12 protein-coding genes are annotated in these 16,283 nt (G+C 70.1%); 4 read left to right on the forward strand and 8 right to left on the reverse strand.

Annotated features, from left to right (window positions below; all coding sequences use genetic code 11):
- Window positions 1–5: 5 nt before the first annotated feature.
- A complete protein-coding gene (locus M1203_RS37415) occupies window positions 6–734 on the forward strand; it encodes an ABC transporter ATP-binding protein (protein ID WP_249954327.1) in 729 nt (242 codons plus the stop codon).
- Window positions 735–810: 76 nt separating this feature from the next.
- Here M1203_RS37415 and M1203_RS37420 read toward each other — a convergent pair whose 3' ends face one another.
- The 7 genes from M1203_RS37420 to M1203_RS37450 form a co-directional block, all read right to left on the reverse strand.
- Complete coding sequence (locus M1203_RS37420) at window positions 811–2,028, reverse strand: FAD-dependent monooxygenase (protein ID WP_249954328.1); 1,218 nt, start codon at window positions 2,026–2,028, stop codon at window positions 811–813.
- A 201-nt stretch (window positions 2,029–2,229) separates the two neighbouring features.
- Window positions 2,230–5,205 carry a glycoside hydrolase family 2 TIM barrel-domain containing protein gene (locus tag M1203_RS37425; RefSeq protein WP_249954329.1) on the reverse strand — a complete coding sequence of 992 codons (2,976 nt, stop codon included), beginning with the start codon at window positions 5,203–5,205 and terminating at the stop codon, window positions 2,230–2,232.
- Window positions 5,206–5,290: 85 nt separating this feature from the next.
- Window positions 5,291–8,068: a glycosyl hydrolase-related protein gene (locus M1203_RS37430; RefSeq protein ID WP_249954330.1), complete on the reverse strand. Its 2,778-nt coding sequence runs from the start codon at window positions 8,066–8,068 to the stop codon at window positions 5,291–5,293.
- Window positions 8,069–8,128: 60 nt separating this feature from the next.
- Window positions 8,129–8,989: a carbohydrate ABC transporter permease gene (locus M1203_RS37435; RefSeq protein WP_374404801.1), complete on the reverse strand. Its 861-nt coding sequence runs from the start codon at window positions 8,987–8,989 to the stop codon at window positions 8,129–8,131.
- A gap of 8 nt (window positions 8,990–8,997) precedes the next feature.
- Window positions 8,998–9,942: a carbohydrate ABC transporter permease gene (locus M1203_RS37440; protein ID WP_249954331.1), complete on the reverse strand. Its 945-nt coding sequence runs from the start codon at window positions 9,940–9,942 to the stop codon at window positions 8,998–9,000.
- Between the two features lie 7 nt (window positions 9,943–9,949).
- Complete coding sequence (locus M1203_RS37445) at window positions 9,950–11,284, reverse strand: ABC transporter substrate-binding protein (protein WP_249954332.1); 1,335 nt, start codon at window positions 11,282–11,284, stop codon at window positions 9,950–9,952.
- Window positions 11,285–11,513: 229 nt separating this feature from the next.
- Window positions 11,514–12,518, reverse strand: coding sequence for a LacI family DNA-binding transcriptional regulator (locus M1203_RS37450; RefSeq protein WP_249954340.1), 1,005 nt, complete (start codon window positions 12,516–12,518; stop codon window positions 11,514–11,516).
- A gap of 444 nt (window positions 12,519–12,962) precedes the next feature.
- Between M1203_RS37450 and M1203_RS37455 the strand changes: the two genes are divergently transcribed.
- Together M1203_RS37455 and M1203_RS37460 are read left to right on the forward strand one after the other, a co-directional pair.
- Complete coding sequence (locus M1203_RS37455; RefSeq protein WP_249954333.1) at window positions 12,963–13,508, forward strand: redoxin domain-containing protein; 546 nt, start codon at window positions 12,963–12,965, stop codon at window positions 13,506–13,508.
- Between the two features lie 6 nt (window positions 13,509–13,514).
- Window positions 13,515–14,408 carry a cytochrome c biogenesis CcdA family protein gene (locus tag M1203_RS37460; protein ID WP_249954334.1) on the forward strand — a complete coding sequence of 298 codons (894 nt, stop codon included), beginning with the start codon at window positions 13,515–13,517 and terminating at the stop codon, window positions 14,406–14,408.
- Window positions 14,409–14,578: 170 nt separating this feature from the next.
- Here the strand turns inward: M1203_RS37460 and M1203_RS37465 are convergent, their stop codons facing one another.
- Entirely contained in the window at window positions 14,579–15,394 is an 816-nt protein-coding gene (locus M1203_RS37465; protein ID WP_249954335.1) for a hypothetical protein, read from the reverse strand.
- Between the two features lie 456 nt (window positions 15,395–15,850).
- On the opposite strand from M1203_RS37465, the gene M1203_RS37470 reads away from it, so the two are divergent.
- The coding region (locus M1203_RS37470) for a glycoside hydrolase family 6 protein (protein ID WP_249954336.1) at window positions 15,851–16,283 on the forward strand (433 nt) is incomplete at its 3' end.

The following is a 16,283-nucleotide window of genomic DNA, read 5'->3' on the forward strand; positions in this document are numbered from 1 at the left end:
CCCCGATGCTCGAACTCACCGGCCTGACGGCGGGCTACCACGGCGGCACCGTCCTCCACGATCTCGACCTTTCGGTGCCCGCCGGCACGGTCCACGCGATCGTCGGGCACAACGGCGCCGGCAAGACCACCCTCGTCCACACCGTCGCCGGGCTGATCCGCCCCGGCTCCGGCACCGTACGGCTCGACGGCCGGGACGTGACGGGGCAGCCCGCGCACCGGATCGCCCGCGCCGGGATCGGCCTCGTACCCCAGGGCCGCCGCGTGTTCGCCGGGCTCACCGTCGCCGAACACCTGCGGCTGTCCCACCGTCCGCCGCGCCGTGGCGACACCTCGCGCCGCAGTGTGTGGACCCCGGCGCGCGTCCTGGACTTGCTGCCCCGGCTGGGCGAGCGACAGGGCAACCGGGGGGCGGATCTGTCCGGCGGTGAACAACAGATGCTGGCACTGGCCCGCGCGCTGCTCGGCTCGCCGAACGTGCTGCTGCTCGACGAGCCGACCGAGGGTCTCGCGCCCGTACTCGTCCGGCAGGTCCAAGAGTTGGTGACCACGCTGGCGGACGAGGGCATCGCCGTCGTGCTGGTGTCCCCCAGCCCGGCCCAGGCGGCGGAGTGCGCCCATACGCTGACGGTCCTCACCTCGGGGCGCGCGACGCTGCGACTGGACGGCGCGGACGCTCGTACCGACCCCACCGCGCTGAGCGCCGCACTCGAACTCGCGCCGACGGCAGACTGAGACACGAGCGGTCCGGCCATGAGGGGGTGACCGCCATCCGGTCACTCCCCTCGTCGCGCTCCGGTCCTTCCGGGACCTACCGGACCTTCATGCTGTGGCCGCCGAAGCCGCTGCGCCGGTCGGAGCCCTTGTTCTGGTCCTGCCACCACACGTCGAACTCCGACTGGCCCATGGCGGTCCAGTCCGGCGTGTTCTCGACCTGCGCGCCGCCCATCCTGCGGGCGAGCGCGACCATGGCCGCCCCGACGCCGCCCCGGTCGGCGTCGTACCTCTCCAGGACCTCCTGCCAGCTGTCCCCGCTCGCCCAGGCGGCCTCCAGGGCGCTGGCGTCCTGGAGCGCCTTCACACTGCCGCCGCCGATATGCGGCCTGGCGACGCTGGCGGCGTCGCCGACGAGCACCATCCGTCCCGAGGTGTAGTGCGGCACCTCCAGGTCGTAGATGGGCTGGACGAAGGTGGTCTCGGGGGGCGTACGGAGCACCCGGAGAGCCCAGTACGGCGGGAAGTTGTCGGCCACCAGGGCGCGCAGATGGGCGGTGAGCTCCGAGTTGAGACGGCCGGGCGGCAGGGATGTCGGGGTCGGTGGATCGGGGTGGAGGCCGTCGATCCGCGGGGGTGTTGTGTAGAGCACCCAGTTGAGCCGGTGCCCGCCGTCGCCGTCCGGGATGCGATAGATCATGCAGTGGCCGCCGGGGAAGACGACGTTGTGCGCGTCCTGGCCGTCCGAAGGGAGGTCGGCGACGTCCGACGAGGTACCCCGCCAGCCGATGTAACCGGCGTAGGTCGCGGTGGCGCCCGGGAACATGGCCTCGCGGACGACGGAGCGGTACCCGTCGGCCCCGATCACGACGTCGAAGCGCTCCTGGTATCCGTCCGCGAGCCGCAGCGTCACACCGTCGGCGTCCGGCTCCACGCCGGTGACCGTCGCGCCGGAGCGGTAGGAGACCTCCTCGGGCACCCGGCGGCGCAACTCGCCCCACAGGGAACCCCAGTTGTAGGCGCGGAAGGGGAACGGCTGCTCGCCGACGGCCCGGCCGTGGTCCGCCTCGCCGTCGCGCACGCTCCACACCCGCCGGGTCAGCGGTGCCCACGGCATCTCGGGAGCCACATAACCGGCGAGCCTCAACTCCTCGTACCGGTCGTCGTGAAGGGCGATTCCCACTCCCCTGTCGCGGAGTCGGTCGTCGGCTCGCTCGAAGACGGTGATCTTCTCGGCTCCGCCGCGCGACGCCGCCAGGGCCGCGGCGCACCCCGCTATGCTGCCGCCGACCACGGCGATGCTGCCTCCACGCATGACTGGCACTCCGCTCACTCGGTGTTCCGGTCACCGTTCCGGCCGCTCCCACGCCGATGTGACCGGCCGGAAATCCATTTGAATCGGCGCTTGTCGTCCCGTTCCACGCGGCCGGGACCCGGACGGAATCCTACCGAGGAACGCGCGCACAATATGTGATCTCCCCGCGGTGGCACCCGAGTTGGCACCCACGCCACCGCCTCAGCCTGCCGCCATACGGAGCCTGAGCGTGCGGGCCTCAGGGCGGAGCGCGAACTCGGGCCACACGTCCGGTCCACAGGCCCGTGAGCCGAGCCCGTGCTGCGCCGCATCGATGATCAGCCGGCTCGTCGTCGATTCCGGCAGCTCAAAGGGGTGCCCAGCGCGTGCGATCTGCTGCGGCGTGTGGCGGCTGAGCGTGAAGCCGGGGCGCCGTCCGCGAGTGTCCGGGAGCGCCGTGATGCGCAGCACCTCGGTACCGGCGCTCGTCAGCGCCAGCTCACGCAGCTGGGACCGGTGCCCCGTCTCCTGGGGTCGCGCGTAGACGACGGAGAGGTCGCGGACGGTCGAGGAGAATCGGCCGGTGCGCGCCGCGCGGAGACTGTCGGGGTAGGACTCGAACGGGCCGAGGCCGAACCACTCGGCGCCATCGACGGGGGCCGCGCCGTCGGGCAGCTCGAAGCCGATCCCGATCCGTGGCCACACCGTCGGCCAACCGCTCGACGGCTCGATCTCCACACGCAGTTCGAGCTCGTCGCCCACCAGCTGCCAGACGGACTCCACCAGCACGGACAGGGCGGAGTTCGCCGCGGAGACCCTGGTGATCGTTCGCAGGGCCGTCCCGGCGCGCTCCACGGACACGCGCCGTGTGACCAGCCGGTCGAGCCCGTCGCGACGCCACAGTTCGGCGTGGGAGACCCCGGGGACACTGGCGTCGCTCTCCTCGACTCCTGGGGACGCGGCTTCATCGTTGTCGGTCGGCGCACGGAACAGTTCCAGCCGCGGGCCCGTCACCGCGCGGCCGGCGAGGCGTACGACGGACCCGTCGACGAACTCGGCGATTCCGAGCGTCAGTGTGCCCTCACCGCGCCGCCACGCGGTTTCGCGGCGCACAACCGGCGCGGGACGGCGCGTCGAACGGTCCAGCTGTGCGGTCGCCACCACATGCCCGGCACCGGCCCAGGCGGTCCCGGCCGCCAGTACCGCGTCGATGGTGAACCACGTCTCCGCGTCCGGTGACACCGGGATCCGTGGCAGCGGCACCCGCGCCGACCCGCCCGCCGGGATGACGGGGACCTCCATGTCCCCGGACTCCACGAGCGTCCCGTCGTGCTCGACACGCCAGCGGAAACGCAGGTCGGACGTGTCGGCCGAGTGCCGCAGACTGGTCATCGCGAGCTCGTCACCGTCGAAGGTGAAGCGCACCGGCTGCACGACCGCCTTGTACTCGTGGAGGCTCGGAGTCGGGACGTCGTCGCTCAACACCATGCCGTCCATCACGAAGTTGCCGTCGTGGACGACCTCCCCGAAGTCGCCACCGTACGCGTGATAGGGCGTACCGTCCGGGGTCGTCGTCAGTATGCCGTGATCGCGCCACTCCCAGACGAAGCCGCCGTGCAGCCGCGGATGCTGGTGCACGAGCGCCTCGTACTGGTCGAGCGCGCCCGGCCCGTTGCCCATCGCGTGGGCGTATTCGCAGAGCAGGAACGGCTTGGACCGCTGCCGGGCGCCCTGCGCGGGTGTGCAGTTCAGCAGCTCCGTGCGTGAGCCGTCGGTTCCGATCTGCTCGGTCTCGGGCACCGACGCGTACATGCGCGAGTAGATGTCGGTGTATTCACCGGCGTGGTCACCTTCGTAGTGCACGGGCCGTCCGGCATCGCGCGCATGGACCCACGCCGACATCGCGGCGAGGTTGCCGCCGGTTCCCGCTTCGTTGCCGAGCGACCAGATCACGATGCTGGGATGGTTCTTGTCCCGTTCGACGGTGCGCTCGATACGGTCGAGAAGGGCCGCGCGCCACGCCGGATCATCGCTCGGATTGCCGACCCAGTCGACCGCGTCGAAGCCGTGCGTCTCCAGATCGCATTCGAGGACGACCCAGAATCCCAGTTCGTCGGCGAGGTCGAGCAGTCGTGGATGCGGCGGGTAGTGGCTGGTGCGGATCGCGTTCACGTTGAAGCGCTTCATGCGGGCCAGGTCTTCGCGGGCGTGCTCCTCGTCGAAGACGCGTCCGCGCTCGGGGTGGATCTCGTGGCGATTCATCCCGTGGAACACCACGCGGCGGCCGTTGACGAGGAATTGGTCCCCGCGGATCTCGACCGTGCGGAAACCCACCCGCAGGGCGATGCTCTCCGCGGCCGTCGACACGGTGGCGTCGTACAGGCGTGGCCGCTCGGCCGACCAGGGCTCCACGCCCTCGACGTCGAGCGGTGCCACGTCCGCCGCTGTCGCCCAGACCTGTTCGACACCGAGTTCGGGGAGGCGGAGGGTGACCGGGAACGCCGCCGCGTCGGCGGATATCTCCGTCTCGATCCGCCCGTGCCCTTCCTCGAACCCGGTGCGCAGCCAGACGTCCTCGATGCCTCCGGCCGGCCGTGCGATCAGGGTGACCTCGCGGAAGATGCCCGGCAGCCACCACTGATCCTGGTCTTCGAGATAGCTGGCCGCCGACCATTGGTGCACGCGCACGGCGACGACGTTGTCGCCGGGGCGCACCGACGATGTCACATCGAATTCGTGGGCGAGCCGGCTGCCGGCGGCGCCACCGATCTCGTCACCGTTCACCCAGAGCGTGAAGAGCGATTCGACGCCGTCGAACCGCAGCACGACGCGCTCGGCCCCCGACCAGTCGGCGGGCACCTCGAAGTGGCGGCGGTAGTCGCCGGTGGGGTTCTCGTCCGGGACATGGGGCGGGTCGATGGGGAACGGATACGGCACGTTCGTGTAGATGGGCCGGCCGTAGGCGCCGTCACCCTGGAGCACCCAGTGGGACGGGACCGGGATGCTGTCCCAGCCGCTGTCGTCGAAGTCTTCGGACGCGAAATCCTCCGCCGCCGTCGCCGTTCGCGACAGACGGAAGCGCCAATGCCCGTTCAGCGAACGGGAAGGGGCGTCGGAGTGCAGCCACGAGCGCGCCGTGCGCAGCGCGCCATGCCCTGGTGCGGGGTCCGAAACATACGCGGAAAGCCGGGAGTGCACGAGGTCACAACTCTCTCTCGATGACAGCTCTTGATGACAGCTCTTGATGACGGAAAGGGTCCGAACGCCGGTCGGGTTCGCCGACTCAGCCGGTCGGAGCCCGGCCGGTGGTCCCTGTCCCGTGTGCGGTCGTCCCGCGGAGCAGGATGGTGCGGATCTCCCAGGGGCCGAGGGCGAGTTCCAGTCCGTCCGAGACCGGTGTCGCGGCGAGCGGCCGGCCGAGCAGATCGACGGTGGTGGCCTCGGTGAACGCGCCGGTCACCCGGGCGGTCGCGCCCGTGTCGCTCATCGCCGTCAGCCGCACCTCGATGCCGTCACCACGGTCGTCGCCCGCGACGCGGCGGATGCTGGAGACAAGGATGTCCGCACCGTCCACCCGCAGGCCGGTCGCGTCGGGTGGCAGCCGGCGTCCGGCGGGCGCGGTCCCCCGGGCGACCCGTACGTCATTGCGGAAGTCCTCGGCGAGAGCGACCGCGTTCGCCCCCTGCCAGCCGGTCGACGAGGGCACGACCGCGAACCGGTTCTCGACGCGCACGCCGAGATCCTGGGCGCCCGGTGCGGGGATCTCGCTCGCCGCGGGCTCGTCACGGAGTGGATGGATGTTGACGCTGATGGAGCCGATCGCGCGCAACAGGGTGATCGCGATCTCGGAGCCGTCGCCGACGAGTTCGTACTCGCTCGCGTGGTCGAGCAGTACGTTGGCGGCGCCCGCCGACACGAACGAACTCGCGGGGAAGGTCGGGATCGGATACTCGCCCCAGCCGCCCTCGGCGGTGAGCCCGCGCTCGGTGACGGCGAACTGCCCGGCGGACGCGGACTTGGCCGCCGGTTCGGGCAGCGGTACGTGGAGGCGCAGCCGGTGGTCGGCGGACCGGTTCAGGAACGAGGTGGAGACGCGCACGAACGGCTCGCCCACGCGCACTTCCACCAGTGTCTCCACCGGGGTCGGCACGGTCCGGCTGTCGCGCAGGTCTCGATCGGAGGAGAGCGCGACGGGCCACTCGTATACGCGTGTGACACGCGTCCTCGCACGCAGCGGGCCGTTCTCCAGGGGTTCGACGGTGATCCCGGTCGGCTCCGAGACGAGCACGTCCCGGGCCGGTGGCGCGTAGTTGTAACTGTCGCCGCGGTCACCGCCGTCGACGAGGCGGCCGACTCCGTGCAGTACGGTGCCGTCGGCCCCGGTCACGTCCAGAGTGCCGTCGGCCGCGATCGCGACCTCCACCAGACCGTTCGAGAGCGTGCGGGCCGTCGCCGTCGCGGGTGTGAGCGTCGTCGGCAGCGCGGCGGTCCTGTCGCTCGGTGCGACCCGGACGGCCGCGAGCCCCGAGGCGGGTACGTCCACGGGCACGAGCGCGGTCGCGCGGGCTTCCTCCAACGTCAGCACGCGCCAGGGCCCCGGATGCGCGGCGGCTGCCTCGGCGACCTCCCGGCGCAGGATCAGCAGGTCGAAGGGTCCGCCGGCCGGCACCTCGGCGAGATGGAAGACGAGCGATCCCGGGGTGAGTTCGTAGTGGTCGATCAGTCGGCCGAACAGCTCGCGGCGGTGGATGCGGCGCAGTACGCGTTCGAGCTGCGAGGCGTCCATGCGCTCGTCGCTGAGCACGGTCGGGGCCTCGGAGATCAGCTGCACGGGACGCGTCGAGCCGTCGGGCGCGGTCGCGACCGCAACGGTTCCCCCGGGCGGCGCCACGACGTCCACCTCGACCAGTGCCGTGCGCGGGACCGGCAGCGGGTTGGCGACCAGGTAGGCGTCGCTCGGTACCTCTGCCGCGGGCACGGCGAGGGCCGCGTCCCGGACCGCGCGCGCGGTGTGTGCGGCTTCGGCGAGACGTGCTTCGACCTGGTCCGAGGTCTCGTCGGTGCCGGAGCCGACGACGGAGTCATGCGCGCTCGACTCGATGATCTTGTGCCACGCGAGGGAGAGGAACGGTGAGTCGTCGCGCCGGCACCACAGCGCGTTGAAGCGCTCGGCGTGGTCGATGGTGCGCTCGGCGACGGCCATCCGCTGCTTGAGCCGCAGCCGTACGGAGAGCACGCCGGGCAGGATGTTGCCGCGTACGTGGCTGCGCAGCTCGCCCGTGACGACGGCGGAGGTCTCGTCGCGCACATGCTCGCGGATGTACTCGTCGAGCGTCGCGATGGTGATGGAGCGCTCGTCGCCGGACGCGCGCCGCAGCCAGCTCGCGAGGTGCGGGTCGGGCGCGTTGTGGTCGGTGCCGGCCATCGCGAGCACGGGGTCGTCACCCCACCGGTCGGCCGTCATCTCCGCGTACTCGCCGAGCGCGCGCCGGATCTGGTCGGGTACCAGCAGCACATCGAGGCCGTTGTCGTAGCCGTCGAAGAGGAACTCGGTCCGCACCTCGGATCCGTCGGGAGCGCGCCAGCGGAAGGCGTGACCGTCGACGGAGCCGGGCACACCACGCCACAGGGCCGCGTGTTCGATGCCGGCGCGCGCCAGGATCTGCGGCATCTGCGCGACATGGCCGAACATGTCCGGCAGATAGCCGATGGGCATCGAGCCGCCGAGCTCCGCCGCGGCGGCCCATCCCATGCGCAGGTTGCGCACGATGGTCTCGCCGGAGCAGAGGAACTCGTCGAGCAGGATGAGCCACGGCCCGATGGCGAGCTGACCGCCGACGACCAGGGCCTTGACGCGGTCGCGGTTCTCCGGCCGCATCTCCAGGTAGTCCTCGATCGCGGCCATCTGTCCGTCGACGGTGAACCGGAAGTCCGGGTTGGCCTCGGCCGTCTCCAGCACCGTGTCCAGAGCGGCGACCAGCCGGTGCCGGAAGACCTGGAAGGGCTCGTACCATTCCCGGTCCCAATGGAAATGGGGCACGAAGACGGCGGAGTTTCGCATGGCGAGTAGGGCTTTCTGTCGGTGGGAGGTGAGGGTGAGCGGAAGAGCCGCGGTACGGGGCTACTTGAGGGAGCCGGCGGCGAGCCCGGTGCGCCAGAACCGCTGGAGAAGGATGAATACGATGATCACGGGCACGATCGAGACCAACGAGCCGGTGATCACGGATTCCTGGAGGAGCGGGGCCCGCGCGGTCTGGCCGTTCCATTCGTAGAGACCGAGTGTGATCGGGAAGAGCGATTCCTTCTGGAGCATCACCATCGGCAGGAAGAAGTTGTTCCAGATCGCGACGAACTGGAACAGGAAGATGGTCACCAGTGAGGGCGCCATCAGCCGGATCGCCACCGAGAAGAACGTACGGAACTCGCCGGCGCCGTCCAGCCGCGCCGACTCCAGAATCTCCTCGGGGACGGCGGCCGAGGCGAAGATACGGGCGAGGTAGACACCGAACGGGCTGACGATGCTGGGCAGGAACACCGCGAGATAGGTGTTGACGATCCCGGTCGCCGAGAACAGCAGGAACAGCGGGAGCGCGAGCGCGGTGGTGGGGACGAGGACACCGCCGAGAACGACGGAGAACAGGAACTCGCGGCCCCGGAAGTTGAACTTGGCGAGCGCGTAGCCGCAGAGCGCGGAGATCAGGGTGCCGACGGCCGCGCCCAGCACCGCGTAGATGACGCTGTTCAGCGCCCACCGTCCGAAGATGCCGTCGCTGCGGCTGAACAGGGTGTCCAGATTGCTGAACAGGTTGAAGTCCGAGAACGCCAACCCGTTGGTGGAGGCGAGGTCTCCCTGGGGTTTGGTCGCCGCGACGATCAGAAAGTAGATCGGCAACAGGAAGTAGATCGCCAGGAGGAACATCAGCGCCATGGCCGCCGTACGGCTGACGCGGCTCTCCCGGATCGTGGACCGGTTGCTCACCATCCCGTTGCTCACAATCCCGCCTTCTTCGAGGTCAGTCGCATGAACCCGAAGCTCAAGACGAAGGTGATGACGGCGATGACCACGGAAACCGCCGCTGCCTGCTGGTAGTTGTTCCCGGAGGCCACGGCATACGCGAGCATGTTGGGTGTGTAGGTGCTGGAGATGTTCGAGGAGATCTGCCGCAGCACGGCCGGCTCGGCGTAGAGCTGGAGTGTGCCGATGATCGAGAACACCGTGGTGAGGATGATCGACGGGGCGATGATCGGGACCTTGATCTGCCACGCGATCGTCCAGTTGCTCGCTCCGTCGAGCTTGGCGGCCTCGTAGAGCTCCTGCGGTATCGACTGGAGCGCGGAGAACATGATCAGCATGTTGTAGCCGGTCCAGAGCCAGGTGGAGACATTCGCCGCCGACCACAGCACGGCACCGGGACCGAGGAAGTCGGGCTGAAGACCGACGCCCTTCAGCAGGTCGACCACGGGGCTGAGCTGCGGCGAGTAGAGGTACGACCACATGATCGCGGCGATGACGCCCGGCACGGCGTACGGCATGAACGCCGCGATACGGAAGAACGACTTGAGCCTCAGCAGGGGCGAGTCGAGCAGCAGCGCCAGGATCAGCGCGACGAACAGCATGACCGGCACCTGCACGATGCCGAACAGTGCGATGCGTCCGACGCTGGCCCTGAACTCGGCGTTCTGGAAGACCTGTACATACTGCTCGAATCCGCCGAACGTCGTGTACGACGTACCGTACTGGCCGCCGGTACGGCGCACGACGAGAAAGCTCTGCCAGATCGCGTAGCCGACCGGCACCAGATAGAACAGCACGAACGGCAGGAAGAACGGCGTCAGGAACGCGGCGATGGTGCCCGCCCGGGGGCCGACGCTGTGACGGCGGCGGCCTCCCGTGGCGGTTCCCACGCGGGTCGCGCGGGTCGCGATATCAGTCATGCCCCGGTCACTTGCCCGCGGTAGCCGGGATCGCCTGATCCTTCATCGACTTCAGCGCGGCCGCCTGGGCGGCCGAGAGCGCGTCGGTGAGCGTGCCGCTGCCGGCGGTCGCCTTGGCCATCGCGTCCTGAAGCGCCAGGTTCACCGTCTTCTGGGTGGGCCCCCAGGAGAAGCTGGTGTCGATGTTCCTGGACGAGTCGGCGAAGACGTCGAAGATCTTCTCGTTGTTGTAGTACGGGACGCCCTGCGCGAGCGCGGGAAGTTTCAGACCGTCGGAGGCCGCCGGGTAGAGGCCGCCGAGCTTGTTCTCCAGTGCGAGGGCTTCCGGGTCGGTGTTCAGCCAGGAGTTGAACTTGACCGACTCGTACAGGTGCTCGCTGCCCTTCATGAACGCGACGGTGGATCCACCCCAGTTGCCGGACGCGTCGCTCGAACCCCAGGTGGGCAACGGGACGATCGACCATTTGCCGGCCTGGTCGGGCAGGTTGTCGCGGAACATGCTGTAGCCCCAGGAGGCGCCGACGTAGCTGGCGATCTGGTTCTGCTGGTAGGCGGCGTACATCTGGGTCGAGCCGTGGGCGAGGTCGGTGCGCACGAGCTTGTCGGCGATCAGCTTCTGCCAGTACTCGGCGACCTGCTTGCTCTGGTCGGACGCGACGGTGACATGCCACTTGTCGCCGGAGTACGTGTACATGTTGGCGTTGTTCTGCCAGAGGAGGCCGTTGAACCACTCGGCGTTCTTCGGGTCGAAGAACGTCATGCTGAGGCCGGGGTCCGCCTTGTGCAGCTTCTCCGAAGCCGCCGCGTACTCGTCCCAGGTCTTCGGGATCTCGACGCCGTACCGCTTGAAGATGTCGCTGCGCACGTAGAGGGCCATCGGGCCGGTGTCCTGCGGGAAGGCGAACACACCGGTGTCCCCGAAGCTGGTCTGCGACCAGGTCCACGGCTCGAACTTCGACTTGGCCGCGGGCGCCGCCGAGCAGGCGGAGGCGTCCACGAACGCGTCCTGGGTGCGCAGGCTGGGAAGCTGGTCGTAACCGACCTGAGCGAGATCCGGCGCCTTGCCCGCCTTGAGGGCGTTGCCGAGGGTGCCGTACTGGTCGTTGGAGATGTTCTTGGTCTGTACCTGGATGTCCGGGTTCTTCTTGTTCCAGAGGGCGACGACCTGCTCCATGCCCGGCACGGTGTTCCAGTACTGGAGGGTGACTTTGCCCTTGGCGGGCTCGCAGGGGGCCGCGGACGCATCGCCCGACGGAGCGGGTGACGAGCACCCGGCGAGTACGGCGATGCCGGCTGCCGCGGCGACGACGGCGAGGCGGACGCGCGTGACTGTGTTGCTCATACTTTCCTTACCAGAGAACGACTAGCGACGGCGCTGTACGGGTCGACGTTGACACCTCGGCCACGGCCGGGATGCCTTACTGGTCGGAACGGTCAGGGCACGGTGGGGCCCTGGTGGGCCCCTCCGTGAGCGCTCCCGTGAACGTTCACGGGAGCGCTGAATTGTTCGGAAGTGTGCGCTCCGGTGCGGTCGAGTGTCAAGACTTTTGGTCCTGCACGAGTCCGGCAGGTTAAGCGGAGCCGCCCAACCGCAGCTCGGCCCGTACGACGAGTTCGTCGGCCCCGAGCGGATCCGTCCCGGTCAGCAGCCGTGCGACCTGATCGATGGCGAGCGCGCCCAGCTTGCGTGTGTCGAGGGCGACGCTGGAGAGCGGGGGCTCGACGAGGGCGCCGAGCTGCAGACCGTCGAAGCCGATCACGGCGAGTTCCCCCGGGACGCTCCTGCCGAGCCGGCGTGCCTCGCGCAGGACACCGATCGCGATGATGTCGTTGAAGGTGAGGACCGCGGTGACATCGGGATGAGTGGTGAGCAGGGTCCTGAGCGCCGCTCCGCCCCCGTCGGCCGACTGGTCCGCGCCGACCACCCGGCCGGCGTCGATCCCGCAGGCCGCCGCCGCCTTCGTGAACCACTCGCGCCTGATGCTCGGCTCCGCGCGGCCGTCGTGGTCGAGCATGCCGACGCGTCTGTGACCGGCGGCGACCAGATGCGCGATCGCGGCGTGGACCCCCTCCTCGCCGTCGATCCGGATCGAGCTGAACCGCGCGCTGTGGTGCTCACGGCCGATGAGCACCACCGGGACGCCCCGGGTGAACAGTTCGAGCTCGTCCTCGGAGCAGCTGAAGTAGCCGACCACCGCGTCCACTTGCGAGGCGACCACCTCCAGCGTGCCGAGTTCCTCGTCGGCCCTGTCGGCGGTGTCGTACACGACGACGTGCCAGCCACGAGCCCGGGCCGCCTCCAGCGCGGCCGCGGCGACCTCGGTGAAGAACGGGTTGAGCAGGTCCGGGATCACCAGCCCGATGGTGGTGGTGTCCTGCCGGACGAGCCCACGGGCGAACCGGCTCGGCCGGTAGCCGAGCTCGCGGGCGGCGTCGAGCACGCGCTGTTTGGTGGAGCCGCCGATCTCACCCTTGTCGTTGAGCGCCCGCGACACGGTCTGCCGGGACACCCCGGCGGACCTGGCGACGTCATTGATCGTGACCTTCCGGGGTTCCGTCCCCGACGACATCACCATCGCGTACCTCCCGCTGCTCACGGGCGCCGATGCGCCCGCAGGGCCTGAGTATGCCCGGGCTTGCCGGAACGGCGCGAAGTCACCTCGGTCACAAACCAGTCGAAAAGGGAGAGGTCGGCGGTGTCCGCGGTCTTCCATCGGTCGGCATTCGGCTCGGGCGGGAAATCCGTGGGGTGGGTAGCGCCGGGGCAGCTCACGGCGTCGTTGCGGCCTCCCACAGCCGCGCGCCATCGAGGTGCGTCGCCGCCCCCGCCGCGCGCGCCGCGCCCGCCGGCGGTGAGGCGAGGGACCCGAACCGACCGACCACGCTCTCGGCCCGTCCCACGGCGGGCCCGGCCCGTCGGACGTCACCGCAGCGTAAGGACGCCACCGCGCCACGAACCCGCGAAGCGCGGGCGAAGCGATCTAGGCTCACCTCCGTTTCCCGACAGACAGGAGTCACCCATGCGATCGCGCGCCCTCCTTCCGGCCACCCTCGCCGCCACCCTGCTCACCGTCACGGGGTGCGGCGCGGAAAGCGGTTCCGACACCGGCGCCGGCACGGAGGCAGAGTCCCGGACGACCGCCCAGTCCAGCCCTCAGGTGCCCGAGGCGCTGAGTTTCACCGCGACCACCGTGGACGGCAAGCCGTTTGACGCCAAGAACCTCGCGGGCAAGCCGGCCGTGCTGTGGTTCTGGGCCCCGTGGTGCCCCAAGTGCAAGGCCCAGGCAGCCGAGACCGTCAAGGTCGCCACCGCCCACCAGGGCGAGGTGAACGTCGTGGGCGTCGCCGGCCTGGACACCAACACCGCCATGAAGGACTTCGTCGCCGAGACGAAGACCGGCGCCTTCCCGCATCTTTCGGATGAGAAGGGTGAGGTGTGGAAGCGGTTCAAGGTCACCGAGCAGAGCCGCTACGTCATCCTCGACAAGAACGGCACCACCGTCTACGAAGGGGTCCTGCCCGCGGGCAAGGGCCTGGCAGAGAAGGTCGCCGGGCTGACCGGCTGAACCGAAATGGCCGACCTTCCCCTCGTTCTCGCCCTCACCGCGGGCATGCTCGCCGCCGTCAACCCGTGCGGCTTCGCCCTCCTGCCCGCCTACCTGTCCCTGCTGGTCCTCGGCGACGACACCCCCAGCCGCACGGTCGCCCTCGGCCGTGCCCTCGCCGCGACCGCGGCGATCACGGCCGGGTTCGCGGCCCTCTTCGGCGCCTTCGGACTCGCCGTCCAGCCCGCGGCCGGGCAGGTCCAGCACCACCTGCCCTGGTTCACCATCGTCTTCGGACTGCTCATGGCCGGGGCGGGCGCGTGGCTGGTCGCCGGCCGCCGACTGCCCACCCTGGCCCCGAAGCTCCGGCGTGCGCCGAAGGTGACGCGTTCCCTGCCCTCCATGGCCCTGTTCGGCATGGCGTACGCCACCGCCTCCCTCGGCTGCACCATCGCCCCCTTCCTCGCCATCGTCGTCTCCGCCTTCCGCACCGGCTCCGCCGGCGAAGGCATCGCCCTTTTCGCCGCCTACGCCGCCGGCATGGGCCTGATCGTCGGCGCGGCCTCCCTCACCGTCGCACTCACCCGCACCACCAACGTCACCAGCCTGCGCCGCCTCGGCTCCATCACGCCACGGCTCGGCGGCGGACTGCTCCTCCTCGTCGGCGCCTACGTCGCCTACTACGGCTGGTACGAGATCCGCGTCCGGAACAACCCCGAAACCGGCGACCCCGTGATCAACGCGGCCGGCGCCGTCCAGCGGACCATCGCCGACTCCCTCGACGCGACGGGACCGGCCCTGATCGTCATCCTCTTCGCGCTCCTGCTCCTGATAGCGCTCGTGATCCACCGCCGACACGCACGCCCGGAATCCGGGACGGACGGCGCGCCCGAGCACGAACCGCGGCGAGACACAGCTTGACATGGACACCAGGGAGCGGGCCCGGAGCGTATCGGGATGCCGACGGCCCAACTTCCGAGTGAGGTAGGCGACATCCTTGTGGACGTCCGGCCAGTTCCGCGACGTCGGCTGCTTCGAGTTCCGGAAGCACCGGACGGCCCGTCAGGTACCGAAGGTACGCCGTGGCCGGCTCATATCCCGCCGCCGCAGCCGCCTCCGCATCCGCCGCCGCCGCCGCACGAACTGGACGCGCCGACACCGCCGTCGTTGGCCCAGCCGGAGGTACGGGCACGGTCCGTACCGGCAGCCCGCTCCGGTGCGCGGACGCGGACCCGCGCCCGCGCTGCACAGCGCTCGCACAGCACTTCGAACTCGGGCCACTGAGCCTGTCCCGGCCTCTCGTCCGCGACGGCGAGCCAGACGGCCGCCGGCACATGCACGGCCAGGGCGATCACGAACCAGAGACCGTTCGCGCCCGGTTGGCGGATGTAGAACCCGATGCCGTGGACGAGGACGGCGAACAGACCGAACACCGCCGCCCACGCTTCCCGTTGGCCGGGTATGTCGCGCGTCCGACGTGCGGGGAGGTTACGTCGCGCCGCCTGCCGCAGTTGGACGCTGAAGGCCGGGAAGCGAGGTGATGCCATCACCTCCTCCACAGAGCCGCTCCCTCCGGCGTCGTGAACGGCCGTTTGGAGCGCCGCCAGCAAGGGGTGCGATTCCGGTCGTGTGTCCCGCACCGCCCGGCGTCGGCCGCGGGAGGGGCGGTGCCCGGAGGACAGCAGCAGGATCCCGGCCTGTGTCGCCGCCCTCTCTCCCTCAAGGTGGTACATGGCGAGAACGGGCTTGGCGGCCCCGCTTTCGATGAAGCGTCCGATGGCCTGCCGGTCGCGCCGGAGCACATAGCGGCGTCGGACCAGCGAGTACGCCATGAAGGTCGTGAACGCGCCGCCCCAGACGACCGCGAAGGCCCAGAAGGTCGGTAAGTCCGCCAGGAAGCCTGCCATCAGTTGTCCCCCTCGATCCCGCCCGGTCTGCCAGGGCCGGCCGGGAAGCGGTATCCCCTGGCTTTCAGGGTGGCAGGAACGCCTCCTGACGCACAGGTGCCCGACAGTCCCGGGGCACATGGTCGGGGGGCGGACCCGTGCTCGTCGTCGGCGCGGCGACAGCCGGCGCGCGAGGCTGTGGGCCCCTTCGATACCGGGATCGCGGCGGCTCGGGACACGTCCCGATGAACGCCCGCCACCTCCCCGCCACCTCCTCGCCCCTCATCCCGCGGCCCTCACCGAACTCATTGACAGCGGACTGCCCCCCTGCCACTGTCTCGTCTGACAGCGGCAGTTCCCGGATCGAGCCCCGAGGGGACCGCCGCTCGATCCGCCGCTCGATCCTCCCCCCACCCGCGTCTCCCTCGCAGCTGAGTCAACGCCGATGTGGGAGCGCTCCCAGAGAGGGCTGCACTCATGAGAAAGATGATGCGTACGCTCGTCACGTCGGCACTCGCGTGCCTGCTCCTGCCCCTCGGCACCGGGCAGGCCGACGCCGGTGCCCTGGCCGATCCGATCGGAATGACCAGCGGGTTCTACGCGGACCCGAACTCGACTCCGGCCGCATGGGTGGCGGCGAATCCCGGCGACGGACGGGCTCCGGCGATCCGGGACAACATCGCCTCGCGCCCCATGGCCCGGTGGTTCGGTTCCTGGAGCGGTGACATCGGGGCGGCGGTGCGCTCCTACGTGGGAGCCGCGGACGCCGCCGACAAGCTTCCCGTCCTGATCGCCTACAACATCCCCGGCCGCGACGCGTGTGGCGGCCACTCCGGCGGCGGGGCGGGTTCTCCGGCGGCCTACCGCACCTGGATATCGGCCTTCGCCTCGGCCATCGGCGGGCGACCGG

Source organism: Streptomyces sp. 35G-GA-8, from assembly GCF_023534745.1.
Classification (GTDB): Bacteria; Actinomycetota; Actinomycetes; order Streptomycetales; family Streptomycetaceae; genus Streptomyces.